Annotated in this window: 32 protein-coding genes and 1 riboswitch; of the genes, 14 read left to right on the forward strand and 18 right to left on the reverse strand. The window is 63.4% G+C overall.

Features of this window, described 5'->3' with window-relative positions:
* Positions 1–88 precede the first annotated feature (88 nt).
* Entirely contained in the window at positions 89–286 is a 198-nt protein-coding gene (locus tag FIU28_RS09075; protein ID WP_143572621.1) for a hypothetical protein, read from the reverse strand.
* Positions 287–506: 220 nt separating this feature from the next.
* Here FIU28_RS09075 and ettA point away from each other — a divergent pair, with 220 nt between their 5' ends.
* The 3 genes from ettA (at position 507) to FIU28_RS09090 (ending at position 3,915) form a co-directional block, all read left to right on the forward strand.
* Complete coding sequence (gene ettA, locus FIU28_RS09080) at positions 507–2,156, forward strand: energy-dependent translational throttle protein EttA (RefSeq protein WP_143572622.1); 1,650 nt, start codon at positions 507–509, stop codon at positions 2,154–2,156.
* A 261-nt stretch (positions 2,157–2,417) separates the two neighbouring features.
* A complete protein-coding gene (gene tam / locus FIU28_RS09085) occupies positions 2,418–3,188 on the forward strand; it encodes a trans-aconitate 2-methyltransferase (RefSeq protein ID WP_143572623.1) in 771 nt (256 codons plus the stop codon).
* Positions 3,189–3,297: 109 nt separating this feature from the next.
* On the forward strand, positions 3,298–3,915 hold the full coding sequence (locus FIU28_RS09090) for a TIGR00645 family protein (RefSeq protein WP_143572624.1): 618 nt from the start codon (positions 3,298–3,300) through the stop codon (positions 3,913–3,915).
* Positions 3,916–3,940: 25 nt separating this feature from the next.
* Here the strand turns inward: FIU28_RS09090 and brnA are convergent, their stop codons facing one another.
* The gene (brnA, locus tag FIU28_RS09095; RefSeq protein WP_143572625.1) at positions 3,941–4,198 is read right to left on the reverse strand and encodes a type II toxin-antitoxin system BrnA family antitoxin; all 258 of its coding nucleotides are present in this window, start codon (positions 4,196–4,198) and stop codon (positions 3,941–3,943) included.
* Positions 4,185–4,484, reverse strand: a complete 300-nt coding sequence (locus FIU28_RS09100) for a BrnT family toxin (RefSeq protein ID WP_143572626.1) — start codon at positions 4,482–4,484, stop codon at positions 4,185–4,187. Before FIU28_RS09100 ends, brnA begins: the two co-directional genes overlap by 14 nt.
* A 94-nt stretch (positions 4,485–4,578) precedes the next feature.
* Between FIU28_RS09100 and FIU28_RS09105 the strand changes: the two genes are divergently transcribed.
* Positions 4,579–5,772 carry a lytic murein transglycosylase gene (locus tag FIU28_RS09105; RefSeq protein WP_246660927.1) on the forward strand — a complete coding sequence of 398 codons (1,194 nt, stop codon included), beginning with the start codon at positions 4,579–4,581 and terminating at the stop codon, positions 5,770–5,772.
* Between the two features lie 76 nt (positions 5,773–5,848).
* Here the strand turns inward: FIU28_RS09105 and FIU28_RS09110 are convergent, their stop codons facing one another.
* Both FIU28_RS09110 and FIU28_RS09115 read right to left on the reverse strand, forming a co-directional pair.
* The gene (locus FIU28_RS09110) at positions 5,849–6,142 is read right to left on the reverse strand and encodes a hypothetical protein (protein ID WP_143572628.1); all 294 of its coding nucleotides are present in this window, start codon (positions 6,140–6,142) and stop codon (positions 5,849–5,851) included.
* A 208-nt stretch (positions 6,143–6,350) separates the two neighbouring features.
* A complete protein-coding gene (locus tag FIU28_RS09115) occupies positions 6,351–6,680 on the reverse strand; it encodes a hypothetical protein (protein ID WP_143572629.1) in 330 nt (109 codons plus the stop codon).
* 339 nt (positions 6,681–7,019) lie between these two features.
* On the opposite strand from FIU28_RS09115, the gene FIU28_RS09120 reads away from it, so the two are divergent.
* Both FIU28_RS09120 and bfr read left to right on the forward strand, forming a co-directional pair.
* Positions 7,020–7,340, forward strand: a complete 321-nt coding sequence (locus tag FIU28_RS09120) for a (2Fe-2S)-binding protein (protein WP_143572630.1) — start codon at positions 7,020–7,022, stop codon at positions 7,338–7,340.
* 136 nt (positions 7,341–7,476) lie between these two features.
* Positions 7,477–7,962, forward strand: coding sequence for a bacterioferritin (gene bfr, locus FIU28_RS09125; protein WP_143572631.1), 486 nt, complete (start codon positions 7,477–7,479; stop codon positions 7,960–7,962).
* A gap of 141 nt (positions 7,963–8,103) precedes the next feature.
* Here bfr and FIU28_RS09130 read toward each other — a convergent pair whose 3' ends face one another.
* From FIU28_RS09130 to FIU28_RS09145, 4 genes are all read right to left on the reverse strand, one after another.
* Positions 8,104–8,646: a hypothetical protein gene (locus tag FIU28_RS09130; RefSeq protein ID WP_246660928.1), complete on the reverse strand. Its 543-nt coding sequence runs from the start codon at positions 8,644–8,646 to the stop codon at positions 8,104–8,106.
* A gap of 85 nt (positions 8,647–8,731) precedes the next feature.
* On the reverse strand, positions 8,732–9,337 hold the full coding sequence (locus tag FIU28_RS09135) for an MSMEG_1061 family FMN-dependent PPOX-type flavoprotein (protein WP_143572633.1): 606 nt from the start codon (positions 9,335–9,337) through the stop codon (positions 8,732–8,734).
* Positions 9,338–9,421: 84 nt separating this feature from the next.
* Positions 9,422–9,865, reverse strand: a complete 444-nt coding sequence (locus tag FIU28_RS09140) for a DoxX family protein (RefSeq protein ID WP_143572634.1) — start codon at positions 9,863–9,865, stop codon at positions 9,422–9,424.
* A 12-nt stretch (positions 9,866–9,877) separates the two neighbouring features.
* Positions 9,878–10,123, reverse strand: coding sequence for a hypothetical protein (locus FIU28_RS09145; protein WP_143572635.1), 246 nt, complete (start codon positions 10,121–10,123; stop codon positions 9,878–9,880).
* A gap of 249 nt (positions 10,124–10,372) precedes the next feature.
* Between FIU28_RS09145 and FIU28_RS09150 the strand changes: the two genes are divergently transcribed.
* Entirely contained in the window at positions 10,373–12,247 is a 1,875-nt protein-coding gene (locus FIU28_RS09150; protein WP_143572636.1) for a putative bifunctional diguanylate cyclase/phosphodiesterase, read from the forward strand.
* A 3-nt stretch (positions 12,248–12,250) separates the two neighbouring features.
* Here the strand turns inward: FIU28_RS09150 and FIU28_RS09155 are convergent, their stop codons facing one another.
* Together FIU28_RS09155 and FIU28_RS09160 are read right to left on the reverse strand one after the other, a co-directional pair.
* Positions 12,251–12,760: a collagen-like protein gene (locus FIU28_RS09155; protein ID WP_246660929.1), complete on the reverse strand. Its 510-nt coding sequence runs from the start codon at positions 12,758–12,760 to the stop codon at positions 12,251–12,253.
* Positions 12,761–12,813: 53 nt separating this feature from the next.
* Positions 12,814–13,008 carry a hypothetical protein gene (locus FIU28_RS09160; RefSeq protein ID WP_143572638.1) on the reverse strand — a complete coding sequence of 65 codons (195 nt, stop codon included), beginning with the start codon at positions 13,006–13,008 and terminating at the stop codon, positions 12,814–12,816.
* 229 nt (positions 13,009–13,237) lie between these two features.
* Between FIU28_RS09160 and FIU28_RS09165 the strand changes: the two genes are divergently transcribed.
* Positions 13,238–14,530 carry a flavin-dependent oxidoreductase gene (locus FIU28_RS09165; protein WP_143572639.1) on the forward strand — a complete coding sequence of 431 codons (1,293 nt, stop codon included), beginning with the start codon at positions 13,238–13,240 and terminating at the stop codon, positions 14,528–14,530.
* Between the two features lie 81 nt (positions 14,531–14,611).
* Here FIU28_RS09165 and FIU28_RS09170 read toward each other — a convergent pair whose 3' ends face one another.
* Positions 14,612–15,085: a YegJ family protein gene (locus FIU28_RS09170; protein ID WP_168202900.1), complete on the reverse strand. Its 474-nt coding sequence runs from the start codon at positions 15,083–15,085 to the stop codon at positions 14,612–14,614.
* Between the two features lie 81 nt (positions 15,086–15,166).
* On the opposite strand from FIU28_RS09170, the gene FIU28_RS09175 reads away from it, so the two are divergent.
* The gene (locus tag FIU28_RS09175) at positions 15,167–15,748 is read left to right on the forward strand and encodes a TY-Chap domain-containing protein (RefSeq protein WP_143572641.1); all 582 of its coding nucleotides are present in this window, start codon (positions 15,167–15,169) and stop codon (positions 15,746–15,748) included.
* A 39-nt stretch (positions 15,749–15,787) separates the two neighbouring features.
* Positions 15,788–16,264, forward strand: coding sequence for a hypothetical protein (locus tag FIU28_RS09180; protein WP_143572642.1), 477 nt, complete (start codon positions 15,788–15,790; stop codon positions 16,262–16,264).
* 81 nt (positions 16,265–16,345) lie between these two features.
* Here the strand turns inward: FIU28_RS09180 and FIU28_RS09185 are convergent, their stop codons facing one another.
* Positions 16,346–17,272 carry a YiiG family protein gene (locus tag FIU28_RS09185; protein ID WP_143572643.1) on the reverse strand — a complete coding sequence of 309 codons (927 nt, stop codon included), beginning with the start codon at positions 17,270–17,272 and terminating at the stop codon, positions 16,346–16,348.
* Between the two features lie 204 nt (positions 17,273–17,476).
* Between FIU28_RS09185 and FIU28_RS09190 the strand changes: the two genes are divergently transcribed.
* From FIU28_RS09190 to FIU28_RS09205, 4 genes are all read left to right on the forward strand, one after another.
* Positions 17,477–18,154: a hypothetical protein gene (locus FIU28_RS09190; RefSeq protein WP_143572644.1), complete on the forward strand. Its 678-nt coding sequence runs from the start codon at positions 17,477–17,479 to the stop codon at positions 18,152–18,154.
* Positions 18,155–18,640: a hypothetical protein gene (locus FIU28_RS09195; protein ID WP_143572645.1), complete on the forward strand. Its 486-nt coding sequence runs from the start codon at positions 18,155–18,157 to the stop codon at positions 18,638–18,640.
* Between the two features lie 285 nt (positions 18,641–18,925).
* Positions 18,926–19,879 (forward strand): IS110 family transposase, encoded by a 954-nt coding sequence (locus tag FIU28_RS09200; RefSeq protein ID WP_143571863.1) that lies wholly within the window; start codon positions 18,926–18,928, stop codon positions 19,877–19,879.
* 459 nt (positions 19,880–20,338) lie between these two features.
* Positions 20,339–20,800: a hypothetical protein gene (locus FIU28_RS09205; protein WP_143572646.1), complete on the forward strand. Its 462-nt coding sequence runs from the start codon at positions 20,339–20,341 to the stop codon at positions 20,798–20,800.
* A gap of 121 nt (positions 20,801–20,921) precedes the next feature.
* Here FIU28_RS09205 and thiC read toward each other — a convergent pair whose 3' ends face one another.
* The 5 genes from thiC to FIU28_RS09230 all read right to left on the reverse strand — a co-directional run bounded on the left by thiC (position 20,922) and on the right by FIU28_RS09230 (position 25,533).
* A complete protein-coding gene (gene thiC / locus FIU28_RS09210) occupies positions 20,922–22,850 on the reverse strand; it encodes a phosphomethylpyrimidine synthase ThiC (protein ID WP_143572647.1) in 1,929 nt (642 codons plus the stop codon).
* A gap of 27 nt (positions 22,851–22,877) precedes the next feature.
* Positions 22,878–23,489 carry a thiamine phosphate synthase gene (locus FIU28_RS09215; protein ID WP_143572648.1) on the reverse strand — a complete coding sequence of 204 codons (612 nt, stop codon included), beginning with the start codon at positions 23,487–23,489 and terminating at the stop codon, positions 22,878–22,880.
* The gene (locus tag FIU28_RS09220) at positions 23,476–24,258 is read right to left on the reverse strand and encodes a thiazole synthase (protein ID WP_143572649.1); all 783 of its coding nucleotides are present in this window, start codon (positions 24,256–24,258) and stop codon (positions 23,476–23,478) included. Before FIU28_RS09220 ends, FIU28_RS09215 begins: the two co-directional genes overlap by 14 nt.
* A gap of 70 nt (positions 24,259–24,328) precedes the next feature.
* The gene (gene thiS, locus FIU28_RS09225; protein WP_143572650.1) at positions 24,329–24,526 is read right to left on the reverse strand and encodes a sulfur carrier protein ThiS; all 198 of its coding nucleotides are present in this window, start codon (positions 24,524–24,526) and stop codon (positions 24,329–24,331) included.
* Positions 24,517–25,533: an FAD-dependent oxidoreductase gene (locus FIU28_RS09230; protein WP_143572651.1), complete on the reverse strand. Its 1,017-nt coding sequence runs from the start codon at positions 25,531–25,533 to the stop codon at positions 24,517–24,519. Before FIU28_RS09230 ends, thiS begins: the two co-directional genes overlap by 10 nt.
* Positions 25,521–25,661: riboswitch (TPP riboswitch) on the reverse strand. (Overlaps the previous gene by 13 nt.)
* Between the last annotated feature and the right edge of the window lie 10 nt (positions 25,662–25,671).

The following is a 25,671-nucleotide window of genomic DNA, read 5'->3' on the forward strand; positions in this document are numbered from 1 at the left end:
GTAAGGACGGCGATCGGCCGTCGGGATGGCGCATGCTTACCTGCTATAGCGGTACCTGCAAACGCGGCCTTGCCTTGTATCGTTCAGATCAGCGTGAAGAGGATGACCGGCGCTTGGCGGCACAGGCCGGGCCGGGGCCGCGCATGTAATGCAGTTCCGGGCGATATGGATTGAACGCGGCGACGAAGAACTGCTGCCAGAACTGGCGAATTTCCTGCAACAGGCCGGTCGGCGGGGCGCTGCTGGCGGGGAGAGGGGATGAGGGTTCGGAAGTGATGCTGGCCATGTCGGGCTCCGCAGTTCGCGCGACTTCGGTCGCGGAAGGGCGTCTTGTCGCCCCTGCAGCCAACCTCGGCTTGAGTCGTTAAAATGCGGTTTGAAGTGTCATAACGCCCGATTTTCCCGAGTTTATACTTGCCAAATTACTACCCCGGTTGCCCTTTGCGGCCCGCGTCGTTACATCAGCATCAACCCCGATCACGCCTGCGACAGCTTCAAGGATTCCGATGGCCCGCCAGTTCGTCTACTTCATGGAGGGCCTCACCAAGGCCTATCCGACCCGCAAGGTGCTGGATAACGTCCATTTGTCGTTCTACCCGGACGCCAAGATTGGCGTGCTCGGCGTCAACGGCGCCGGCAAATCGACCCTGCTCAAGATCATGGCCGGCCTCGACAAGGAATATACCGGCGAGGCCTGGGTCGCCCAGGGCGCCCGTGTCGGCTACCTCGAACAGGAGCCGCAGCTCGATGCCGCGCTGACGGTGCGCGAGAACGTCATGCTCGGCGTCGCCAAGCAGAAGGCGATCATGGATCGCTACAACGAGCTGGCGATGAACTATTCGGAAGAGACCGCCGACGAGATGACCAAGCTGCAGGACGAGATCGAGGCGCAGGGCCTGTGGGATCTCGACAGCAAGGTCGATCAGGCGATGGACGCGCTGCGCTGCCCGCCCGACGATGCCGATGTCACCAAGCTGTCAGGCGGCGAGCGCCGCCGCGTCGCTTTGTGCAAGCTCCTGCTCGATGCGCCCGAGCTGTTGCTGCTCGACGAGCCGACCAACCATCTCGACGCCGAATCCGTGTCATGGCTGGAAGGCCATCTGCGCGCCTATCCCGGCGCGATCCTGATCGTGACCCATGACCGCTACTTCCTCGACAATGTGACGTCGTGGATCCTCGAACTCGACCGCGGCAAGGGGATTCCCTACGAGGGCAACTACTCGTCATGGCTGAAGCAAAAGCAGAAGCGGCTGGCGCAGGAAGGCCGCGAGGACGTCGCCCACCAGAAGACGCTGGAGCGCGAGCAGGAATGGATCTCGTCGTCGCCGAAAGCCCGCCAGGCCAAGTCCAAGGCGCGCTACCAGCGCTATGACGAGCTGCTCAAGAAGGCCAGCGAGAAGCAGGTGCAGGGCGCGCAGATCACCATTCCCGTGGCCGAGCGTCTCGGCGACAACGTGGTCGATTTCGAGGGCTTGAGCAAAAGCTTCGGTGACCGCCTGCTGATCGACGATCTGACCTTCAAGCTGCCGCCGGGCGGCATCGTCGGCGTAATCGGCGCCAACGGCGCCGGCAAGACGACCTTGTTCCGCATGATCACCGGCCAGGAGAAGCCCGACGCCGGCACCATCACGGTCGGCGAGACCGTGCATCTTGGCTATGTCGACCAGTCCCGCGACTCGCTCGACGGCAAGAAGACCGTGTGGGAGGAGATCTCCGGCAATAACGAGCTGATCCTGCTCGGCAAGCGCGAGGTCAATTCGCGCGGCTATTGCTCGACCTTCAACTTCAAGGGCGGCGACCAGCAGAAGAAGGTCGGCTCCCTCTCCGGCGGCGAGCGCAACCGCGTGCATCTGGCCAAGATGCTGAAGTCCGGCGCCAACGTCCTGCTGCTCGACGAGCCGACCAACGACCTAGACGTCGATACCCTGCGCGCACTCGAAGAGGCGCTGGAAGACTTCGCGGGCTGCGCCGTGATCATCAGCCATGACCGCTGGTTCCTCGATCGCATCGCGACCCACATCCTGGCCTTCGAAGGCGACAGCCATGTCGAATGGTTCGAGGGCAACTTCCAGGACTACGAGAAGGACAAGATGCGCCGCCTCGGCCATGATTCCATCGTGCCGCACCGCATGAAGTACAAGAAGCTGACGCGCTAAATCTGGAGGGAAGAAGCACTCAACCAGAGCAAGCACCATCGGCATGCCCGGCCTCTTGCCGGGCATTCACGTTTGCGCGGCACGTCGGCGGCCACCAACGGGGCTTCGGTGCCGCAGGCGGGGAAGCCCGGCGATGCCCCGACGCAGCTGATCCACCCCGCGGCGTCGCAGGCGTGTCCTTAGTGACAATCCGTCTTGCCCTGCCCATTGCGCTGGCATACGTGCTTCAAGGGGCAACGTGAATAACGGACGGATAACGGTATGGCCGACTGGAACGCGCAGCAATATCTCAAATTCGAGGACGAACGTACCCGCCCGGCACGCGACCTGCTCGCGCAGATCCCGCTGCAGGATGCGCGAAAGGTGGTCGACATCGGCTGCGGACCCGGCAACTCGACCGAGCTTTTGGTCAAGCGCTGGCCGCAGGCCGCGGTAACCGGCGTCGATACCTCCGCCGACATGCTGCGGCAGGCCCGCGAGCGGCTGCCGGCGCACAGCTTCATCGAGGCTAACATCGCACACTGGGCGCCGCCCGCCGGCACCGACGTGATGTTTGCCAATGCCGTCTTCCAATGGGTCCCGGATCACCTCAAGCAGTTGAAGCGGCTGGTCGGCTCGTTGCCGCCGGGCGGCGCGCTGGCGGTGCAGATGCCCGACAATCTCGACGAGCCATCGCACATCCTGATGCGCGAGGTGGCCCATCAGGAGCCGTGGCGAAAACAGCTGTCGAAGGCCGCGGAGCTTCGTGACTCACTGCCGAAACCCGGTGTCTATTACGATGCGCTGCGGCCGCTGTGCTCGCGCGTCGAGATCTGGCACACGATCTACAATCACGTGCTCGACGATTCGACGCAGGTCGTCGAATGGGTCAAGGGCACCGGCCTGCGCCCGTTCGTCGATCCGCTGGAGCCGCCCGAGCGCAAGGCCTACCTCGCCGAGTACACTGCGCGGATCGCCGCCAGCTATCCGCCGCAGGCCGACGGCAAGGTGTTGCTGCGATTTCCGCGGATTTTCATCGTTGCGGTGAAGTAGGCTGCTGCGGCGAGTTGCCGCGCGGCGCGACATCATCGCGGCGGGATCTCCACGATATAAGATCGCTCTGAATTCGCGCCGCGATTCCTGCCTGAGCCGAGCCTCCTGGATGTCCATGACCCCCGAAACGCCGTTGCCGCCAAAAGGCTTCCCTTTGCGTCCGATCCCGATGCTGATCTTCGGCTCACGCTGGCTGCAGCTGCCGCTCTATATCGGCCTGATCGTGGCCCAAGGCGTCTATGTCGTCCTGTTCCTCAAGGAACTCTGGCACCTGTTCAACCACGCCTTCGATTTCAGCGAGCAGCAGATCATGCTGGCGGTGCTCGGCCTGATCGACGTGGTGATGATCTCCAATCTTCTGGTGATGGTGATCGTCGGCGGCTACGAGACCTTCGTGTCGCGGCTCAATTTGCAGGGCCATCCGGACGAGCCGGAATGGCTCAGCCACGTCAATGCCAGCGTGCTGAAGATCAAGCTGGCGATGGCGATCATCGGCATTTCCTCGATCCATCTGCTGCGCACCTTCATCGAAGCCGGCGCGCTCGGCTCCGCACGCGCCAGCAACTACACCGAGACCGGCGTGATGTGGCAGACCATCATCCACACGGTGTTCATCCTCTCGGCGGTGGGCATCGCCTATGTCGACCGGTTGTCGAATCTCGCGACCGAAGAAGCACGGCGACAGGGTGGCGTCGAGCACGCGGCCGGCCAAGGCAAGCGCCATTGAGGGCAATGGGATCGCGTAGAACGGCTCAGGAGACTTTCTCAGCGAGCCACATTTTGATCAGCGACTGATAGGGGACATCGCGCTTGTTGGCGGCGATCTTGATTTCCTCGAGCAGCCCGATCGGTAACCTGATCGAGATGGATGTGGTTGAAGGCTTGAGATTGGGGAAACGGACGCGCTGGGCTTTGCTCCAGTCCACGTAATCGGTGGAATCGTGTGTCTCCCAGAACTTTCGCTCATCGGATTCGTTTTTGAAGACGGGAATGGGCTTAAGTCTGCTCATAATCGCTCCGCTCCTTTCTGTTCATGTCGCGCGCTGAGATGATCCGAATCAACGTTCGGTCATTCCTGAGTGTGAACGTGACGTGTAGCAATCGATTTTGAGCCGTTTTTCCCAGCGCGTTAAATCGCTGCTCGGCGCCGCTGTGCTTCGTATCCTCGACAACGATCAGCGGATCGTTGAAGAAGACGCTCTCGGACTCTGCCTGGGAAACGGCATGCCTGTCCGCGCTCTTGCGTTCGTTGCCAGCGTTCCAGTTGAAACCTGTGATCCGGTCGAAGTCGATCATGTTGTATATAACCAGAATATACAAAAATGAGGCGTGAATGCAATATCAGCCAGAAACCTTCAGATGCAAACGGCTTCTTTTCGCGCTCACGTTGATGATCAGCTTTGCATGCCCGCCAACTGCCCAAGCCATCGATGCCGGTTTCACCGCCTTCCTCGCCGCCGTGTGGCCGGAAGCCCAGCAGGCCGGCGTGTCGCGCAAGACCTTTGACGACGTCACGCGCGGACTGGAGCCGGACTACAAACTCCCCGACCTGGCGCTGCCTGGTCGCCCCGCCACGGGGGCGCCGTCGCAGGCGGAGTTCGTGCAGGTGCCGGCCGATTATGTGAAGGAGGCCTCGATCGCGCGGCTGGCGGCCGAGGGGCAGCGGCTGATGCAGAAGCATCGCGCCACGCTGACGGCGATCGAACGGCGTTTCGGCGTGCCCGGCACCATCATTCTGGCGATCTGGGGCCGCGAGACCGATTATGGCCGCCATGCGCTGCCCTATGACGGCATTCGCGTGCTGGCGACACAGGCCTATGTCGGGCGGCGAAAGGACCAGTACCGCGGCGAGCTGATCGCCGCGATGCGGCTGATCGAGGACGGCGACGTCAGCCGCAAGGATCTGCGGGTGTCGTGGGGCGGAGCGACCGGGCTGACGCAGTTTCTGCCGTCCGAACTCGGCAAGCACGGCGTCGACATGGATGGCGATGGCCGCGTCAATATCTGGACGTCGGTGCCGGATGCGCTGGCGTCGGCGGCGCAGCAGCTCACGAACAAGGGCTGGCAAGCCGGCCTGCGCTGGGCCTATGAGGTTCGCGCGCCGGCCAATGCCGACTGCACCATGGGCGTGCCCGAGGTAACCAGGCCGATCGGCGAATGGTTGCGCATGGGCTTCGTCCCGGTGCGCGGGCAGCAGCTCAGCACCGCGGAGTTGGCGCAGCCGGCGTCGCTATTGCAGCCGGAGGGCATCTATGGCCCGGCGTTTCTCACGACGAAGAACTACTTCGTCATCAAGGAATATAATTTCTCCGACCTCTACGTGCTGTTCGTTGGCCATCTCAGCGATCGCATGACGGCCCAGCAGCCGTTCGCAACGCCGTGGTCGGCGTCGAAGCAATTGCGCAGCAGCGACGTCGAAGCGATGCAGCAGCATTTGACGCGCATCGGGCTGTACTCGGACAAGGTCGATGGCAAGGCCGGCATGAAGACCCGCGCAGCACTCGGCGCCTACCAGAAGTCGGTCGGGCTCAAGGTGGATTGCTGGCCGAGCGAAACGCTGCTGCGCGCGATGGCCGGCCGGTAGTCGCGAAAAAACCCGGCCGCGCGAACGGCCGGGTTTTGAATCGCAAGCCGCGCGAGACAGGCGCGGCGATATCAGATCAGTCGCAAACCTCGACCGGACGCGAACGCCAGACGCCACGGTATTCGTCCCAGACGCGCTGGCGGACGATGCGGCAGGCCGGCTCTTCGACATAGACCGGGGCGGGGGCATAGCCGTAAGCGGGGCCCGGGCGGCTGGCGGCGATCGCGCCGCCGAGCAGGGCGCCGCCGATCAGGCCACCGGCAACGCCGGCCGCGATACGGCCGCCGTCGGCACGGGCAGCGGGCATTGCCGAAACCAGCGAGCCGGCAACCGTCGCGACGGCGAGCATGGCGGAAATGGTCTTCTTCATGTCAGATCTCTCCTGAAGGCGCCGCAGGCGACGCGCGGTTATAGGTACTCACGCTGAATTCGGAACGACGATCTCGCTTAAACCGACTATTCGTCAACCCGACGTAAACGTTGCGGACCAGTGTTCCCCAAATAACGGTTTTTTCGGGCCGTTGTCGTCAGAACACACAAATGTTTGCCATTCTGCTGATCCGCCGCGTGATTGTCGACTAGCCGCACACCCGCACGCGGCGAATCCGCCAGCCATAGCCATCCCAGAAGCGCTGGCGCTGCCAGAAGCAGTTGTCATAATAGGAGGGTCCTGCCACGTAGGCTGGGCCACCGTAATAGCCGTAGCGCGGGCCGTAACCCGGACCGGCATAATAGCTCGGACCGTAGCCGTAGTGGGGGGCAGCCAGCGCGCCGCCGATCAGGGCGCCGCCGATGACGCCGGCCGCGATTCCGGCGCCGAGACCGTGCTGCGCGTGGGCAGGGGCCGGAGCCAGGGAGGAGAGAGCCAGGGTGGCAACGGCTGCCAGGGCCATCAGGGTTTTCTTCATGGCATCACCTTCGTGAGGATTTGCAGCAGGTATCTGCTGCGCGGCTATGAAAGTTTCACAGGGCGTTTGAACGATCAATGAATAAACGCGCCGTACTTGGCCCAAACGGCGGCGATGCGGCGGCCGTGAGGTTGCTGAAAGTGTCTGACCGCTGGCGAGCGGCCTCGCCGGATTCGTGGCTGCCAGCAGAGGTCCGTGGACCCGCTCGGGCGCGATCGCTCGCGAGCGTATGGGGACCGTCCTAGTTTGGAATTGCTTGAAAAAGCGTGTTTTCCTTTTGCATCCAGGCCGGCACTTTAATACTCAAAAGGTGCCCAGACCTGCGAGCGTAACTTCTCCATGATCGTTTGTTCCTGCAACGTTTTGTCCGACCACGATGTCCGCAACGCCTGCAGCAGCGCGCAGGCGCCGCGCACGCCGGGCCAAGTCTATGGCTGTCTGGGCTGCAGCCCGCAATGCGGCCGCTGTGCCCGCACCATCAAGAAGATCATGGACGAAGCGCTCGGTGCCTGCGGCAATACGTGCTGCCCTGGCTGTCCGCATACCGCGACCCAGCCGGAACGGCAGCTTCTGGTGCTCGAAACCGTCGAGCTTCAGGTCGAAGTGCACAGCCATTCCCATGCCGCGTCTCCGGACGTCGCCAAACGCGCGGTCGCCTGAGCCGCGTTGATCCAGACCCCGTCTGTACTTGTTCGCCGTCGCGGCAATCTTCGTAGCGAGGGTTGCCCTACGTCCTGTCCTGATTTAGAATCTTTCTAAATCAGAGAGGCTTTGAGCCTCGCAGCAGGAGTTCATCATGCAGGGCGACCCGAAGGTCATCGAATACCTCAACAAAGGCGTGCGTAGCGAGCTGACGGCGATCAGCCAGTATTGGCTGCACTTCCGCTTGCTCAACCATTGGGGCTTGCTCGAAATGGCCAAGGTCTGGCGCAAGGAGTCCATCGAGGAGATGGTCCATGCCGACAAGTTCATCGATCGCATTCTGTTTCTGGACGGATTCCCGAACCTGCAGGTGCTGGATCCGTTGCGTATCGGCCAGAGCGTCAAGGAAGTGATCGATGCCGATCTGGCCGCAGAGATCGGCGCCCGCACGCTCTATCAGGAAGCGGCGACCTACTGCCACAGCGTCGGCGACTACGTCTCCCGCGACCTGTTCGAGCAGCTGATGAAGGACGAGGAACACCACATCGACTTCCTCGAAACCCAGCAGCACGTCATCGAGCGCATTGGCATTGATCTCTATACCCAGAAGCACGTCGGCGGGCTCGAGAGCGAGTACTAGGCGCCAGGTCATTCCGGGATACTTTCCGTTCGGCGAAGCCGAATGGAGCGCAGACCCGGAACCTGGAGCTTTTCTGGACAACACCTCCGGATTCCGGGTTCGCGCGCAGCTAGCGCTGCTATCGCCCCGGAATGACCGTCGTTACGACGTCCGTTTTGCCGGTATGGCCGGCATCGGACAATTCGCGAAGGCGGCCCGGAGTGCTGCCTCCGACCCTTCCAGCGGATATTCCGCGGAGGTTCGCCCCGCGATCAGCGATCGGATGCGGATGTAAAGCCGGCGCGACCCCGGCAATTCGCTAAGGAACGTGGCCAGCGCGGCCGGCTCCTCGATCACGAACATCTGCCGGTCCTTGATGACCCGCGCATCGACATCGGTGTGACCCGGCCTGTCATCGAACCGATAGCCGAACACCGATTCGCGGTCATTGCCGATCTTGAAGGAGAACGAGAACCGCGCCAGCGGCCGGCCATCGAAACAGGTGAGCTGGAAGCCGGAGAGCTTTGGAAAATCCACGTAGCTGTTCGAGCCATAGCCGAACACGGACGCGCTCGGCAGCGGTGCGCCGGTGACGGGGTCGATCTGCTGGGAGATGTACCATTCTCCCGAGCGGGTCTCGCCCGCATTGCTCACATAGATGTCGCGCGCGCAGCCGCCCGACAGTCCCGCGACAATGATACCCATCCACGCAACGCCACGCACCACGCTCTCCCCTCAGCATCGCAAGATTGCAACCTGAAGGCGAATAATGCAAGGGCGAACCATGAGCCTAGAGTTGCTGGCGGTAGGCGGCATCTATCTCGGCCTGGCCGACCGGCTCGCCGATCTGGGTCTGGTCGTGCACGATCTCGGAAATGCTCGGCATCACCGAACGCTTCACCTGTGCCTCGGAGGACCACAGCTTCGAACGCATCAGCGCCTTGCCGCAGTGGAAATACGCCTCGGTCACGGTGATGCGCAGTACCGCCCGCGGCAGCTTGCCGAATTCCTCCATCGAGGCCATCAACTCGGGATCGCGGACCAGTTTCGCCATGCCGCTGACACGCAGGCTGTCGTCGATACCCGGCACGAAGAAGATCAGTTGCAAGAAGCCGCTGCCGTGCAAAAGGTTCTGGAGCGTATCGACGCGGTTGTTGCCGGGGCGGTCCGGCATCAGCAGTTCGCTCGGCGATGTCACCCGGACGAAGCCGACACCGCCGCCGCGCGGCGAGGCATCGACGGTGCCGTCGGGGCCGGAGGAGGCCATCACGCAGAATGGCGACAGGCCGATGAATTTGGCGGAGTGGACGTCGAGCGTCGGCCGCGCCTTGGCAATCACGCGGCCATGCGGTGCGGGGTAGATCGAGCGAAGGTCATCGGCAGCCACTTCGGTCACATGCATTCTCCAGTTACGGCGACGAACGTAACAGCCGGGAGAGATCCGGAACAGCATGGCAACTGAATGGCCGGGATGCGTGCGCTAGCGCGCGTCGGCGCGCCGCGTCCGGCTGCACGGCCAGTCGATGACGTGGGCGCAGTACAGCGCCCACCAGATCAGCACCGGCTGAAACGCCAGGCGCGGTCCGTGGTACCACCAGCTGTTGCCGATCACGGGCATCTCGATGCCCTCGAGCGCATGCGTGAAATTCGCCGGCCAGACGCATAGCGCATACAGCGCCAGCGCCACGCCGGCCCACCGGCGCAGCGGTCGGGTGACCAGCGCGGCGGCGGCGGCGAGTTCGAACACGCCGGTGAGCAGGATGACCGCGGTCGGAATCGGCACCCATGACGGCATGATCAGCAGCAGCTTGTCGGGCACCCAGAGGTGCGCGACGCCCGCCGCGACATAGAACGCAGCCAGCACCCAGCGCAGCGCCGCGCGGGAAGGACCGCGCGACGCCGACGTTTTATCTGCAGTGTTCACGCGCGGGGCGGCTCAGGATTTGTCGACGATCTGGGTGGTGGGACGATCATTGCCCGGGGCGGTTTCCTCGTGCCACTGGCCCTTCTCGTCCTCGAACTGGATCACTTCGGTGCGGCCCGGCACGGTCTGCTCGGTGGCGGCGCGCTTGGCGGCGGCGGCGGCCAGCGCGTGGCTGGCGAAGGGCTCGGAGAACACGGCGCCGACCTTGTAGGCCCAGCCGCCATCATGTTCGACGATCACATAGGTAACTTCCGTCATGGTAGTCTCGCTGTGGTTGTGCGCCCGTAAGCGCCAGAGGGTGGTGTGCAACGCACGAGACGTCGAAATCGACGATATTGATCCGGGATCTTCAGATCCGGGTGAGCGCCACGCCAGACACGGGTCACACGCGGCCCGACGCTGCAATATGGCAGGCGGCGGCGGGTTCGGCAAAGTTAGGCCGTTTCTCGCAATGCAAAGGCAGGTTTTAACGGTATTTTGAGACCCGCGCCTTGATGGTCGCAGCCAATGGAACCCTATCTCAGCGACCTCCGGCCGAGCATTGCCGCCATCATTGCGGCCCGACGCGCGCAATTGGGCGTGCGGCTCTCATCCGCGGCGCTGATCATCTGTATCTTCCAGCTGCAGACCGGCTTGAGCTGGGCACTTGCCTGGGGCGTCACATATTTCACTGTGCAACTCGTGGAATATTTCGTTTTTCGCAAGGTCGATGAAACCCGGGCCATGGCGCGCAGCGCGGAACGAGTTTTTTTCGCGCTGACGATGGCCAACAGTGCGGCGTTCACATCGTTCGGCCTGCTGCTTGCCGCCTCCGGCAGTTGGGGCGTGATGTGCGCCGGCATCCTGTGGTCGGGCACGATCGCCCATGTCACCATCAACAGCGGCGGATCCCGTCAAACGCTGCAATGCGCCCTGCTGCCGCCGGTACTGGCCTTCTTCGCCTTGCCGGGATTTATCCTGCGCGACGGCGGCAATCTGACCGACTGTATCACGGCTGTCGCTGCTGGGCTGTTCAGCGGCTTCGGCACTGTTGCGATGTGGAACGTCTATCAAAAGCTGCTGAAGTCGGCGACGCGCGCCCGCGAATTCGGCCGGCAGGCGCAGTTCGATAGCGAGACCGGGCTGCCGAACCGGGCCGCGCTTAACCAGCGCACCGACGAACTGGCATCCACTGCGTCCGGCGTCGTCGTCGTTGCAGCGATCGGCATCGACCGCTTCAGCCATCTGCGCGGTGCCATCGGCCACGCCCCGATGGTCGAACTGATCGCGCAACTGGCCGAGCGTCTGAGCAGCGCCTTCAACGGCATCCCGGTGATGCGGCTGTCGAGCGGGCATCTGGGGCTGGCCTTCGTCGCCCGCGACATGGCGGAGGCCTTCCATCTGGCTGCCACCCTGCAGGGCGCGGTGACGCGGCCCTTGCAACTGCGCGACACCCATGTCGATGTCAGCGTTACCATCGGCCTGTCGGAGGCCGCCGACGCGCTGCAACACGCCGCCGATCTGGCGATCCTGGACCGCGCGCTGATTGCCGTGGAGCAGGCCCGCGAGGCGCGCCGCCATATCGCGAGCTTCGATGCGAAACTCTATGGCAACCCCGGCGCCACGCTGTCGCTGATGAGCGAGATGTCGCGCGCGTTCGACAACGGTCAGATGACCATCGCCTATCAGCCGAAATATGATCTGCGTTCCGGAGCGATCGTCGGTGCCGAGGCGCTGGCGCGATGGGACCATCCGGAGCGCGGCGCGCTGCGCCCGGATCTGTTCGTCGAGATGGCGGAGGAGACCGGCCATATCGGCGAACTGACCGAATGGGTGCTGCGCCGCGCGGTCCGCGATCAGCATCGCCTGCGGGCGGCCGGCTTCAACCTCAGCATTGCCGTGAACTGGTCCGGCCATCTGCTCGACGATGTGGGCTTTACCGATACCGCGCTGGAGATCGCCAGAGGCGCCGCCGGAAAACTATGCCTGGAAGTCACGGAGACGGCGATCATCGGCAACGCCGGACTCGCCCGCCAGACACTGGAGCGGCTGCGTGCGGCCGGCCTGACGATCTCGATCGACGACTACGGCTCCGGCCTGTCGTCGATGGCCTATCTCAAGAACATTCCTGCCGATGAGCTGAAGATCGACAAGGCCTTCGTGCTCAACATGGCGACCGATCCGGTCGACGCCGTGCTGGTCCGTGCCGCCGTCAGCCTCGCCCACAGCCTGGGCCTGCAGGTGGTCGCCGAGGGCGTCGAGCAACAGGCCGCGCTCGACCTGCTCGGCGAGATGGGGTGCGACCTGGCCCAGGGCTATCTGATTGCCCGCCCGATTCCGCTGCAGGACCTCGTGGCCTATCTCGGGGATCGGGCGACCGACCCGGCCAGCGCCGCAGTATAGGGTTTAATGCTTCTTCTTCTTGTGGTGCTTCTTGCCGCTGTCGTCGTCCGGCTGTTTTACGTCATGGGCTCCGGCGTCCTCGACGATCATCGCGGCGACGCGTTCGGCAATCTCCTGCGCTTCGCGCCGTTCGCTGTCTTCGCGCTCTTGCGCCTCCCGCGCGCGCAGCGCGCGGTGCTCGTCCCAGGCGTCGAAGATCAGGTGCAGCCACGGCATCACCTGCTCGATGGACGGCAGCGCGCCGGCGGGCCCCGGCTCGCCGCGGGGGCCCGGCGGGCCTTGCACGCCGGCTTTGCCCTGCGGGCCGGCTTCGCCCTGCTTGCCCTGCGGGCCCGGTTTGCCTTGCGGACCGGGCGCTCCGGGCTTGCCGACGGGGCCCTGCTTGCCCGGCGGGCCGGCTTTGCCGGTGACGCCGGGCTTGCCCGGGCGACCGGGATGGCCCTGCGGTCCGGGAATTCCGGGCTTGCCGTCGGGGCCTCGCGCGCCCGGACGAAGAACGACTTGCTTTGCCACGCTGCTGCTCCCGCTGATTCCTTATCCATCGTAGCAGCAGGGGCATGACGGCTTCAAATCGGCTCGGGGGCCGCCGCCGCGCCGGATGGCTGGTCGCGGCCGACATGGCCGGGACCGTCGGTGGTCGTCCCGGGCTGGGCCATCGGGCGATGGCTGCGGTTGCTGACGCGAAACAGCGTATGCACGGTGCCGCCGACGGTGGCGCAGCCGCCGCGCATGTTGGGCAGGATCAGGGTGGCTTCGCTCATGGTCATTCTCCGTCTGGTTGCACCGGGAGAATGTCCGTCGAATTGTTTGGTTCGTGGTGAACGCTTGTTATGGTTGATGAAGGGTAAACGCGCGTCGACGGGATGCGCCATCGTCATCAACGGGAACACCGGGTTCAAGGCGGCCGGCGGGCCAGGCCTCGGCTTGCTTCGCTTGTCGGGGCTGGCTAGACGAGGGCGCAACCGGGGAAACCGGGCGGAGGAGCGTCTCATGGGAAGCAGAGTGATCATCGCCGGCGGCGGCATCGGCGGGCTGGTGACCGCGCTGACGCTGCACCAGATCGGCGTCCCCTGCGTGATCTACGAATCCAGCCGCGAGATGCGCCCGCTCGGCGTCGGCATCAATCTGCAGCCCAATGCGGTGCGCGAGCTCGGCGATCTCCAGATCACCGAGGCCGATCTCGACCGCGTCGGCCTGCCGGCCCGGGAATGGGCGCTGGTCGGCCTCAATGGCAACGATATCTATTCCGAGCCGCGTGGCCGCGCCGCCGGCTATCGCTGGCCGCAATATGCCGCGCATCGCGGCCGCTTCCACATGCTGCTGCACGACGCCGTGGTGGCGCGGCTGGGACCCGACGCGATCCGGCTCGGCAGCCGTGTCTCCGGCTACGCCAGGACCGCCGACGGCGTCACGGCGCAGATCGAGCGCGCTGACGGCTCCACCTTGCAGGAGCACGGTGCGCTGTTGATCGGCGCCGACGGTATCCATTCCGCGGTGCGCGCCCAGATGCATCCCGCGCAGCCGCCGATCCACTGGGGCGGCGCGCTGATGTGGCGCGGCACCACCTGGGCAAAACCGACCCGCACCGGCGCGTCCTTCATCGGGCTCGGCACGCATCGCCAGCGCGTCGTGCTCTATCCGATATCACAGCCCGATCCGGTGACCGGGCTGTCGATGATGAACTGGATCGCCGAGGTGACGGTCGACAATGCTGAGGGCTGGAAGCAGCAGGGCTGGTTTCGCCAGGTGCCGACCGCCGATTTCGTGCATCATTTCGACGGCTGGGTGTGGGACTGGCTCGACGTGCCCGCGATGATTGGCGCGTCCGACGCCGCGTTCGAGAATCCGATGATCGACCGCGATCCGGTATCGACCTGGCGCGACGGCCCGGTGGCGCTGCTCGGCGACGCCGCGCATGCGATGTATCCGACCGGCTCCAACGGCGCCAGCCAGGCGAACATCGACGCCCGCGAACTCGGCGCCGCGATGGTCGTGCATGGCGCCACTGAGGCCGCGCTGGAAGCCTATGACGCCAAGCTGTGCGGCCCGATCTCGCAACTGATCCTGCGCAACCGCGGCGCCGGCCCGTTCGGCCTGTTGAACCTCGTCGACGAGCGCTGCGGTGGCACCTTCGATGATATCGACGACGTGATCCCGCCAACTGAGCGCGCAGCCTTCATGGCCGGCTACAAGTCCGCGGCCGGGTTTGCCATCGAGACGCTGAACGCGGCGCCGCCGACGATTGCGCCGGGGGCGCAGGTGAAGGAGACGGTGGAAGTATAGTCGAGGTGTAGTTCGTAGGGTGGGCAAAGCGAAGCGTGCCCACCCACCCTCGGCCGTCTCATGCAAACCTCTCGACCTTCGTCAGTCCGAACAGTCGAGCCCGTACCGTTTCTTGAGAGCTTCGTATTGATCTGGCGGCTCCTTCGCGAGCAGCGCGCAGCCGGTGTAGTTGCCCTTCCGGCGCTCGCCGATCACATAGGTCCAATCGGCGATGTCCTTCTTCTGGAAGGCCAGCCGGTCTCCGGACGCCAAGTTGCTGAAATTGCGCGGCATGCTGGCGACAACGCCGACGAAGCCGGCGCCGTCCCGCTTGAACGGGTTGACCCAGATATATTCGGCTTGGTCATCGCCGAACGGCAGCCGGATTTTCAGGGAAAATCGACCGGCCCCCGGCGGTGGCGCGCCGGCGATCGCCAGAAACCCGTCCAGCTCCGCGCGTGCCCGCTGCATCGCGGCGGTCACCGCAGGATCGCCCGACTTGACCGAAGCGATGTCGTCGCGCTCTGCCGCGCCAGGTTGCTGGGCGCTGGCCGCGGAAGACAGGGCCGACAGCAAAGCGACGGCCAGAAGATGACGCCACATCACACTCGCCTCGATAAAAAAACAACAACTAGTAGTTGATATTCTGTTCGCGTTATGTTCGAATTGTCAAGGGGTGAGCAACCGGCGCGCAAATTGGCGGGGGAGGCGATGGCAAGATGGCTCCGTTGGATAGCTGCAGCTCTGGCCTTCACGGCGCCGGCCAGCGCCGCCGACAGCTTTGCCGACCTGCAGGCCGCGTATCATTGCGACGTGGTGCGCCGGCTCGAACAGATCTATGCGGCGGGCGATCCCCGCATCGATCTCAACCGCTATCTGGTCATCGACCTGCCGGCGCGGACGCACGCTTATGTGCAGTGCCAGATTTTTGACAATCGCACGCGCATTCATTGCGAAGCATCGTCAGGATTCTGGTTCGCCAAGAAAGGCCAGAAGCGCACCCTCTACCTGCCGCCGCGCGCGGTTGCAGCACTGGCCAAACTTGGCTTCGATACCGACGACCGGGCGGGCAACTTCAATCTCGATCAGTACGTCGACAAATCCGCGAATTTTCATCCGCTCGCAGATCTCATGCTGCGGGCTTTGCATGACGGCTACGGCGCGCGCAGCGACATGAAGCTGCTGTTCAACGCACCGTTTGCGCCGGCCACGCCGGAGAGTTGCATACCGGTCAGCTGAGATCCTGCCCGCGCCAAGGGCCCACGATGGAGACGATGAATGTCGATGGAAATCTATGTTCTGTCAGATCGCCAATTGTCCTCGATGGAGGCTTGGCAAACGGCGGTGGAGCAATCCGGTGTGTCGCTGCGGCTGTCTCCCGCGACGCCTTTCGCGGACTTGCACGGAGCGTTGCCGGTCGTGCTCGACCAACGCCCGACGGCGTTCGAATGCGATCACTGCAACGCCAGGGAATTGATGGAGGATCCGCCCGCGGAGGTCGGGTTCGACCGCGCATGGGCTTACGCGCTGGCGTTTCGATGGGGTGCGGATATCTATGCTGGCGCCTCCGCCTATGCGGCAGCGGCGGCTTACGCCGCTGCAACGGACGGCGTCATTCTCGATTGCGAGGAGGGACAGTTCATCTCGGCACAGCGGGCCGTCGAGATTTCCCGCGAACTGGCGCAGAGCCAGCCGATGATTGACGAAGCCGTACGGCGAGTTCTGGAATTGTTTAAAAAGCAAGCCCCGCAATAGAGCGCAGCACGCCCGCCCCGAGCGACTGGCGCTCATATCCGCCAGTCTCGCCTGTCACCCCGCTCCTACGCGCTACGCCTGCTACATCCTGGCGCCGCTGTTGTAGGCGTCGACCAGCTGGTTGTAGTCGCGCAACAGCCGCGGCGGCGAGCCCTGGACCATCCAGCCAGAGCCGGTCCCGCTCAGCATCATCTTGTCGCCGGACGAGTAGGGCACCTTGTCGCGGATCCGGCGCATCAACTGCTTGGCCGTGGTCAGGAACGATTTGGCTTGGCTGATGAACATCGAACCGACCTTGGCGTCGCCCGAAGCACTCGACGCCTCGATGGCCTGGACAGTGGCCTCATAGGCCTCCAACGCCTTGGTGATTGCCGCGATGTCGGGGCTCGTCGTGTCCTCCGCGCGCAGCACGCGCTTGGCGTCGATCATCAATGCTGCCACGTGATAGCGCGCGCTGCGGCCTTCCTTGGCTTCGATCGCCACCAGTTCCTCGGCCTTGCGCTTGTCGTTGATCGCCTCGACGCCGTCGCGAAGATTCTTGTCGGCGCTCGCAAAGGCGTCCCACGCCGCGACCAGGCGCGGATGCAGGGCACGGCCCTTGGCCATCTTGTCGTCCTTGTAGTTCTCCTGCGTGTAGTAGTCGTCCGCTTCCTTGAGCAGCGGCGCCAGCGTGGTCACGGCTGTCACATAGGCGGTCGCGGCCGCTTCCAGCGCGGCATCGCGCGGTTCCAGCGCGTTGGCCGCCTCGGCCTTCTTCTGGCAATCCGCGGTGTCGTAGATCGTGTAGAGCCCGTAGACGATGCGCTCTTTGCCGGTCGGCCCGTTCTTGCCGACCCAGCTGAAATAGCGCGCCCGGGAATCGAGCGCGCGCGCCGACAGCCGGTTGATGCAGCCGACATAGGCATTGAGCTTTTCGGTGGCGGGAGGGGTCTGGGCCGATGCGGAACCGCCTGATATCGCCGAGGCAAGGACGAGCGCGGTGGCGATCGATGCGCGAATGGTCGTCATGAATTGTTCTCCAGCAGTTTTCAGCCTTGCATTAGAGAGGGGATATCAATCCTGAGGTGATCTGCAAAGCAACTGGAACGCGATGCCGCGGGGAGCGCTCAGTCATTTCTGACCTCGCGTTTTCTCGTTGTCGCACCGGTGAGTAAAAATTGACAGTAGGACTATAATCTAGTATAGTGCTGATTTCAACATATGGAAAGCATCATGGATGAGTTGCTTGAAATGAGACGAAACATAGCGCTCTGGAAAGGCGAACTCAGCGCGATCAAGACGGAATTGATCTCTCGTCGCATCATGTGCGCAGCAACAAAAGCTGGATACAATCCGAACGAACCCCGCGACGAGCGCGGTAGATGGACGAGTGAAGGTGGGGTGGAGGTTACCACCTCGTCGGGTTTCCTGACCGGGATTCCTGCAATCGACCAAACCTCGCAGGCGCTTAGCGAAACCTTGGTCCGTGTCATGGAGTTGCTGGATTATTTGCCCACAATGAGCCCCTCGCAATACGGCACCGCGGTTCATGGTGCGTTTGCGCTCGCATTGTGGTGGCAGGACCTTCCCGGCGTTGGAGATATCGAGAGGAGTTTCAGTCTCGATACGCTTGATCCATATTACGGGATGGCTGGGACGATCCGGACGGACGCCACGCTGCGCAACGTGCAGGGTGATGTCATCGCGATCTATGACGTAAAAACCGGCGACGCAAGAATATCGCCAGCAAGGGCGAACCAACTGCGCGAGTGGACCCGCGCTGCGCCGGGTACGCCGGTTTTCGAGCTGAATGTGGTGCGCGGCATTACGCGGAAGGGCAAGAGATGGATTTCTTCCTGTTCACTTTATCTGGCGCCGGCGATCGCGCCATTGACACGAGGGAGACGGTGAATGTCGATGGAAATATATGTTCTGTCAGACCGGCGGTTAGCGTCGGTGGATGCCTGGCAAAAGGCTATCGACGAGGCCGGCCTTCCGCTGCGGCTGTCCGGCGCCACGCCGTTTGCTAAACTGCACGGCGCACTGCCGGTTGTGCTGAACCGACGCCAGACGGCATTTGAATGCGATCACTGCAAGGCGAGGGAGTTGATGACAGAAACGCCAAGTGTCGATTTCGGCCGTGCGTGGACTTACGCGCTGGCGTTTCGATGGGGCGGCGACGTTTATGCCGGCGCGTCCGCCTATGCGGCGGCGGCGGCCTACGCAGAGGCAACAGGCGGGATTATTTTCGATTGCCAGGAAGGAAAGCTCATCTCTTTGCAGCAGGCTGTCGACACTTCACGCGAGCTGCCGCAGAGCCAGTCCGTAGTGGACGAAGCGATACGGCACGTAATTGAGCAGTTTAAAAAAGAGAACCCGCGTAGAAACAAGCCATAAGCCCGCGGCGGATGAGCAGAGCGTCATCCGCCGCCTCGTCGCGAAGGCGGCGGGTTAGCTTCGGCTAACCCGCCCTTGTAATAGCAAATCGGGATATTGTCAGCTCGTTCCGAGAGGAATGCTCTGCCGCGGACGGCCATCCGCGGCAGAGCGGCTGGCGATCGGATCGTATCCGCCCTGAGTCGTCTGAGACTGCCCCGTAGCGGGATCGCGCCAGCTCCTTCATCGGACCCGGATGGTTGCCGGAACAAGTTGGTTCGCTTCACAAGGCAGGGGTCGACGAAGATGACGAACAATAACACGGAAACGGCCGGCATCGATACGGCCAAAGACAAGCTCGACATTGCGGTGCATGGCCGGGAGCAGCGATGGCAGGTGCCCAACGTAGCGGCGGGATGGCGGCAGTTGGCGGCCGATCTCGGTAAGGCAGGCGTCACCAAAGTCGGTATCGAGGCCACCGGTGGTTATGAACGTGGCGTGGTTACGCATTTGCGCACCAAAGGCTTCGTCGTGCTGGTGCTGCAGCCGATCCAGGTCAAGAACTTTGCCAGGCTGCATCTGCGGCGCGCCAAGAACGACGCCCTGGATGCCGTGCTGGTCGCCGCCTGCGCGGCGGTGCTCGATCCTCCATCTGTCGACGCGGATCCAAGGCTCACGGAGCTGGCAGATCACCTGACCTTCGTCGAACAGATCGAGGAAGACATGGTCCGCCTCAAGACTCGGCTCGAACATATCGACGAGCCACGACGGCGGCGTCTGGTCCTCAACGACATCGATCGGCTGAAGGCGCGCCGAGCCACCGAACTCCTACGAATCGCGGGCCAACTGCGCGACCATCCGGATCTGGCGCGGCGCCTCGATCTGGTGCTCAGCGTCCCCGGCATCGGCGAGCGGACTGCGCTGGCGCTGATCATCCGCATGCCTGAGCTCGGCCAAATCAGCCGGGAGAAGGCGGCAGCTCTTGCCGGCCTTGCGCCGTTCGACGATGACAGCGGCAAGCATAGGGGGCAGCGCCACATTGCAGGTGGTCGAAGCCGCCTGCGTCGCTCGCTGTTTGCTGCGGCGCTGCCGGCCTCGTTCCGCTGGAACAAGGCCCTGTGCGCGCTCTACGAGCGCCTGAAAGCCCGCGGCAAGGCCCACAACGAGGCGCTCATCGCCTGCGCTCGCAAGCTCCTCATCTACGCCAACACCGTCGTCGAGCGCGGCACGCCATGGGTTGAAAAGCAGGCCGCGCTTTAATGGTTGCTACGGACTGTATCGGTGTCTGGCGCGGCAGAGCAACGAAACCGGCTGGTGTCCAGCGCTAGGCATGGTCAGGTGAACAGCTGCGCGGCAAAGTCTGACGCGGAGTAGCGTGGGAGCTTCTGGTATTGTCAGGTCTATCGGATGTCGCACAGTTCGTAGTTCGATCGCGGCACGAAGGATATTCTTCGCTGCTGTGCAAACTGCGCGGTGCCATTACGTTGAAATCAGTTCGATCTAAAACAGAAGTTCATTCTTGGTTGTGCGGGCTGTAGAAACCGTTTGATGAAGCGGGCAGTCATTTTTGCAGTCAGAAAAACATCATGGAGCATCTCAATTTCAGGTTTCGCGACGAAGGAAAATCTGTAATATTTTACCAATGTCTATAATCCAAACTCCGCCACGCAGGCCGGCGCAGTCAAGAGCAGCTGGAATCAAAAGTTTGAAATTAGCAACTTGCATGCCGAAGGTATGTTGGGCGTGACCGATGTGGCAAGTCCTATGGCCTTACGTTTCGAGCAAGATTTTCGGTTCATGTATCTGCTCGTGGTATCGGCCATTATCTTTCTAGTTTTTAGCCTGCTTAAAATGCTGAAGTATCGAGCGTCTTGGTACTTTTCGATCAGTGCGCCGGGCGCGTTTATATTCCCTGCTTATTTTGCTTATTCCATCATTGGCAATTGGCCCAACTGGTACGAATTGATCGTGATCTGGTTAAAGGGGCTTCCAATATTGATGTTTCTTTTTCCGGTGTTTTGGATATTTCCAATCATTCTTGCCAAGCAGATTTGTAGCTTGAGGGCGTCTCGTTTTGTCTTAATGAATCTCGCGTCCTTAGCGAATTGTGCAGTGCTCGTTGGCCTGTATGTCTGGTGTGACGTAGCTCGTGCCTTTGTTATCTTCTACATTGAAAGATAGTTTTTGGCTGGGAGGGGGATTTAGCCCGTAGCCCGTAGGGCGGATTAGCGCAGCGTAATCCGCCGCCTCGTCGCGAAGGCGGCGGGTTACGCCTTCGGCTAACCCGCCCTACGCTCGTTGCTCACAGCACCTTGTTGCTCGCCTTCACGGCTTCGGCCTGCACGTAGACCTGCTCGCCCATGTCCTTGAACTTCTGGCTCATGGTGGCCATGCCGTCCTCGATCACGCCGGAGATCGACATTCCCATCGAGCCTGCGCCGCCCAAATTCAGCGCCGCCTTCTCGTTGTCGCCCAAAGTCGCCGCGTAGTCGCGGACGTCCTGGGTGATCTTCATCGAGCAGAATTTCGGCCCGCACATCGAGCAGAAATGCGCGACCTTGTGGGCATCCTTCGGCAGCGTCTCGTCGTGATAGGCGACCGCGGTTTCGGGGTCCAAGCCGAGGTTGAACTGGTCCTGCCAGCGGAAGTCGAAGCGCGCGCGGGACAGCGCGTCGTCGCGCAGTTGAGCGGCGGGATGGCCCTTGCCGAGATCGGAGGCGTGCGCCGCGATCTTGTAGGTGATGACGCCGACTTTCACGTCGTCGCGGTTGGGGAGACCCAGATGCTCCTTCGGCGTCACGTAGCACAGCATGGCGCAGCCGAACCAGCCGATCATCGCGGCCCCGATGCCGGAGGTGATGTGGTCGTAGCCCGGCGCGATGTCGGTGGTCAAAGGCCCGAGCGTGTAGAACGGCGCCTCGCCGCATTCCTTGAGCTGCTTGTCCATGTTGATCTTGATCTTGTGCAGCGGCACGTGGCCGGGGCCCTCGATCATCACCTGGCAGCCCTTGGCCCATGCGATCTTGGTGAGCTCGCCCAGCGTCTCCAGCTCGGCGAACTGCGCGCGGTCATTGGCGTCCGCGATCGAGCCGGGGCGAAGGCCGTCGCCGAGCGAGAACGACACGTCGTATTTGCGCATCAGGTCGCAGATCTCTTCGAAATGCGTGTAGAGGAAGCTCTCCTTGTGATGCGCGAGGCACCACTTCGCCATGATCGAGCCGCCGCGCGACACGATGCCGGTGACGCGGTTGGCGGTGAGGTGGATGTAGGGCAGGCGCACGCCGGCGTGGATGGTGAAGTAGTCGACGCCTTGTTCGCACTGCTCGACCAGCGTGTCGCGGTACAGCTCCCAGGTCAGCTTCACCGGATCGCCGTCGCACTTCTCCAGCGCCTGGTAGATCGGCACGGTGCCGATCGGGATCGGCGCGTTGCGCAGGATCCATTCACGCGTGGTGTGGATGTTGCGGCCGGTGGAGAGGTCCATCACGGTGTCCGCGCCCCAGCGGATCGACCACACCATCTTGTCGACTTCCTCCTCGACCGACGACGTCACGGCAGAGTTGCCGATATTGGCGTTGATCTTGGTCAGGAAGTTGCGGCCGATGATCATCGGCTCGAGTTCGGCGTGGTTGATGTTGCAGGGGATGATGGCGCGGCCGCGGGCGATTTCGGAACGCACGAATTCCGGCGTGACGAAAGCCGGCAGCGTCGCGCCGAAGCTCTCGCCGTCGGCCAATGCGGCTTCGGCGCGTTCGAGCTGCACCTTGCGGCCGAGATTCTCGCGCTCGGCGACGTAGATCATCTCCTTGGTGATGATGCCCGCGCGCGCGAACTCATACTGCGTGATCATCGCATCGCCCACGCCGCGCATCGGCTTGTGATAGGCGGTGAAGGACTTTGCGGCATGTGCTGCGCCGACATTGCCGTTGTCTTCCGGCTTGACGTCGCGGCCCTGATATTCCTCGACGCCGCCGCGCTCCATCACCCATTTGGCGCGCGGGCGGGGCAGGCCGGCATTGACGTCGATGACGACGTTCGGATCGGTATAGGGGCCGGAGGTGTCATAGACCGGCAGGTCCGGCTCGCCGGCGCCCGGGGACAGAATGATCTCGCGGATCGGCACGCGCAAATCGGGCGCGCTTTCCGGGATCGCATAGACCTTTCTCGACGACGGCAGCGGGCCGGTGGTGACGGCGGGGCGGGTGGTGTCGGGATTGGAGCGTATGTTCATGGGGTATCCTCCGTTATCGTTCTTGATTTAAGCGGCGGCTTCGGCGGACGCGCCGAGCCAGTTCTTGACGCGCGTATCGGGATCGGCGTTCTGCGTGACGTCGCTGACGACGGCGATGCTATCCGCGCCGGCGGCAAAGATTTCCGCGGCCTGTTCGAGCTTGATGCCGCCGATCGCGACCAGCGGGAGGGCGCCGATGCGCTTCTTCCACACCGTGAGTTTCGGTATGCCCTGCGGCGCGAAGCGCATCGATTTCAGCGTGGTCGGAAAGATCGGGCCGAGCGCGATGTAGTCGGGCTGCGCACGCAGCGCGGTTTCCAACTCCTCGTCGTCATGCGTCGAGAGACCAAGCGTCAGCCCGGCCTTGCGGATCGCTCCGACGTCGGCTTCGGCGAGGTCTTCCTGGCCGAGATGCAGATGCTTGGCGCCGAGGTCGATCGCGACGCGCCAGTAGTCGTTGACCACAAGCTTCGTCGCGGTGCCCGCGGTCACCGCCAGCGCCTCGCGAAACAGCGCCGTGGCGGCGGCGTCGTCGAGGTCCTTGGCGCGGAGCTGCACGGTGCCGACGCCGAGCGCCGTCAGGCGCTTGACCCAGGCCACGGTGTCGACGACGGGATAGAAGCGGTCAGGATACGGCATGCCAGAACGGGGTCCCGATGACTGGAGTGGAGGGAGAGGCGAAATCGCGCGGGCCCATCAGGCCGGCCTCATAGCCGGTGCGCCCGGCCTCGACGCCGAGCCGGAACGCGCGGCCCATCGCGACGGGATCGGCGGCCTTGGCGATCGCGGTGTTGAGCAGCACGGCGTCATAGCCGAGCTCCATCGCTTCGGCGGCGTGGGACGGCGCGCCGAGACCCGCATCGACCACCAGCGTGGCATCCGGCAGGCGGTCGCGCAGCAATTGCAGCGCGTTGCGGTTGGTGATGCCGCGCGCCGAACCGATCGGTGCCGCCCACGGCATGATCACCTTCACGCCGGCATCGACCAGCCGCATCGCGGCGCTCAGATCCTCGGTGCAATAGGCGAACACTTCGAAGCCGTCCTTCATCAGGATCGCTGCGGCCTCGACGGTGCCGACCACGTCGGGCTGCAGCGTGTCGTTGTCGGCGATCACTTCGAGCTTGATCCAGGGTGTGTCGAACAATTCGCGGGACAGTTTTGCGGTGGTCACCGCATCGCGCACGGTGCGGCAGCCGGCGGTGTTGGGCAGGATGGAGACGTTGAGTTCGCGGATCAGGGACCAGAACGCATCGCCTGTCTTGCCGCCCGCGGTCTCGCGGCGCAGCGACACCGTGACGATCTGTGCGCCGGAGGCCTGGATGGTCTGCTGCATGATCGCCGGCGACGGATACAGCGCCGAGCCGATCATCAGGCGGGAGGTGAATTCCTTGCCGTAGAGATTCAACATGGTCGTGACCTTAGGTCGTCGGATCGTTCGGGCTGGATTTGAAATAACAGGGGGAGGGGGTCCAGCATCCTCAACCTCCCTGCCGCGGAGAAATGATCTCGATCTGGTCGCCGCTGTTCAGCGGCGTCGTCGCCCAGGCGCTGCGCGGCAGCACGTCGTAATTCAGCGCGATCGCAAAATGCGTGCCCTCATAGTCCAGCTCCGACAGAAGCGCATCGACATGCGAGGCGGTGATGTCGCGCACTTCGCCGTTGACCGTTACGCGCATTGCATCACCTCATTGTCGATTTCGCCACGCGCGACATAGGCCAGCGTCAGCTCGGCCAACGCCGGCGCCAGCAGGAAGCCGTGGCGATAGAGTCCATTCACTTCGATGCGATCGCCGTCGATGACGATGCGCGGTAAATTGTCGGGGAAGGCCGGCCGCAGCCCGGAGCCGATTTCGAGAATGCGGGCTTCGGCAAAGGCCGGGTGCACGGCATAGGCGGCGCCCAGCAGCTCCAGCGCCGAGCGCACGCTGACGCCGTTGTCCTCGGCTTCAATCGAGGTGGCGCCGAGCATGAAGCAATGATTGGCGCGCGGAATCACATAAAGCGGCCAGCGCGGATGCATCAGCCGGACCGGGCGCGACAGCTGCACTTCGTCGGTCTCGATCAGGATGATCTCGCCCTTGACGCCGCGCAGCGCCGGCTGGCGGTCGCGCGCAAAAATGCCGCGGCAGTCGATCACGGTGCCCGGCAGGTCTTCCGGATGCTGTTCGCTATTGAATTTGATCGTGCCGCCCAAGGCTTCAATCTGCGCATGCAATTGCGGCAGCGCGCGGCGCGGCTCGACATGGCCTTCGTCGGGATAGAACAGCGCGTCGCGGTAGCGGCCGTCCAGCGACGGCTCGAGCTCGGCCAGTGCTGCGGCATCGAGCCTGGTGTGGCCGGAGGTCATCTTCGCGAAGCGATCATAGTCGGCGCGGTCGCGGGCATGCGCGACCACCAAGGAGCCGTTGAACTGCGCGTCGGGCAAAGCCTGCCGCCACAGATCCAGCGCGCGAATGCCGAGTCGGGAGACCACGGGTTCGGAGACCTCGGCCTCGCACCATGGCGCCAGCATGCCGCCGGCCCAATGGCTGGTGGCGTCGAGCATTTCGGGGCCGCTGCGTTCGTGCAGCGTCACCTGGTGGCCGGCTTTGGCGAAGGTCAACGCCTGCCATGCGCCGGCAATGCCGGCGCCAATCACTGCGATGGGGGATTCCCCACGCGCCACTTGCGAGTTCTGCAACATCCCTGTCCCTTCGCCGGCATGACCCGGATCAGGTTCAAAGGGTCACCGCGGTCTCGCACGTCCCTGCCGAATGCAGTTGCGAGCTTGCGGTATCTCAGCTCCTCGTCGGAGCTCCCCTCGGAACGCCTCTAATGTAAG

This window comes from Tardiphaga sp. vice154 (assembly GCF_007018645.1).
GTDB lineage: Bacteria > Pseudomonadota > Alphaproteobacteria > Rhizobiales > Xanthobacteraceae > Tardiphaga.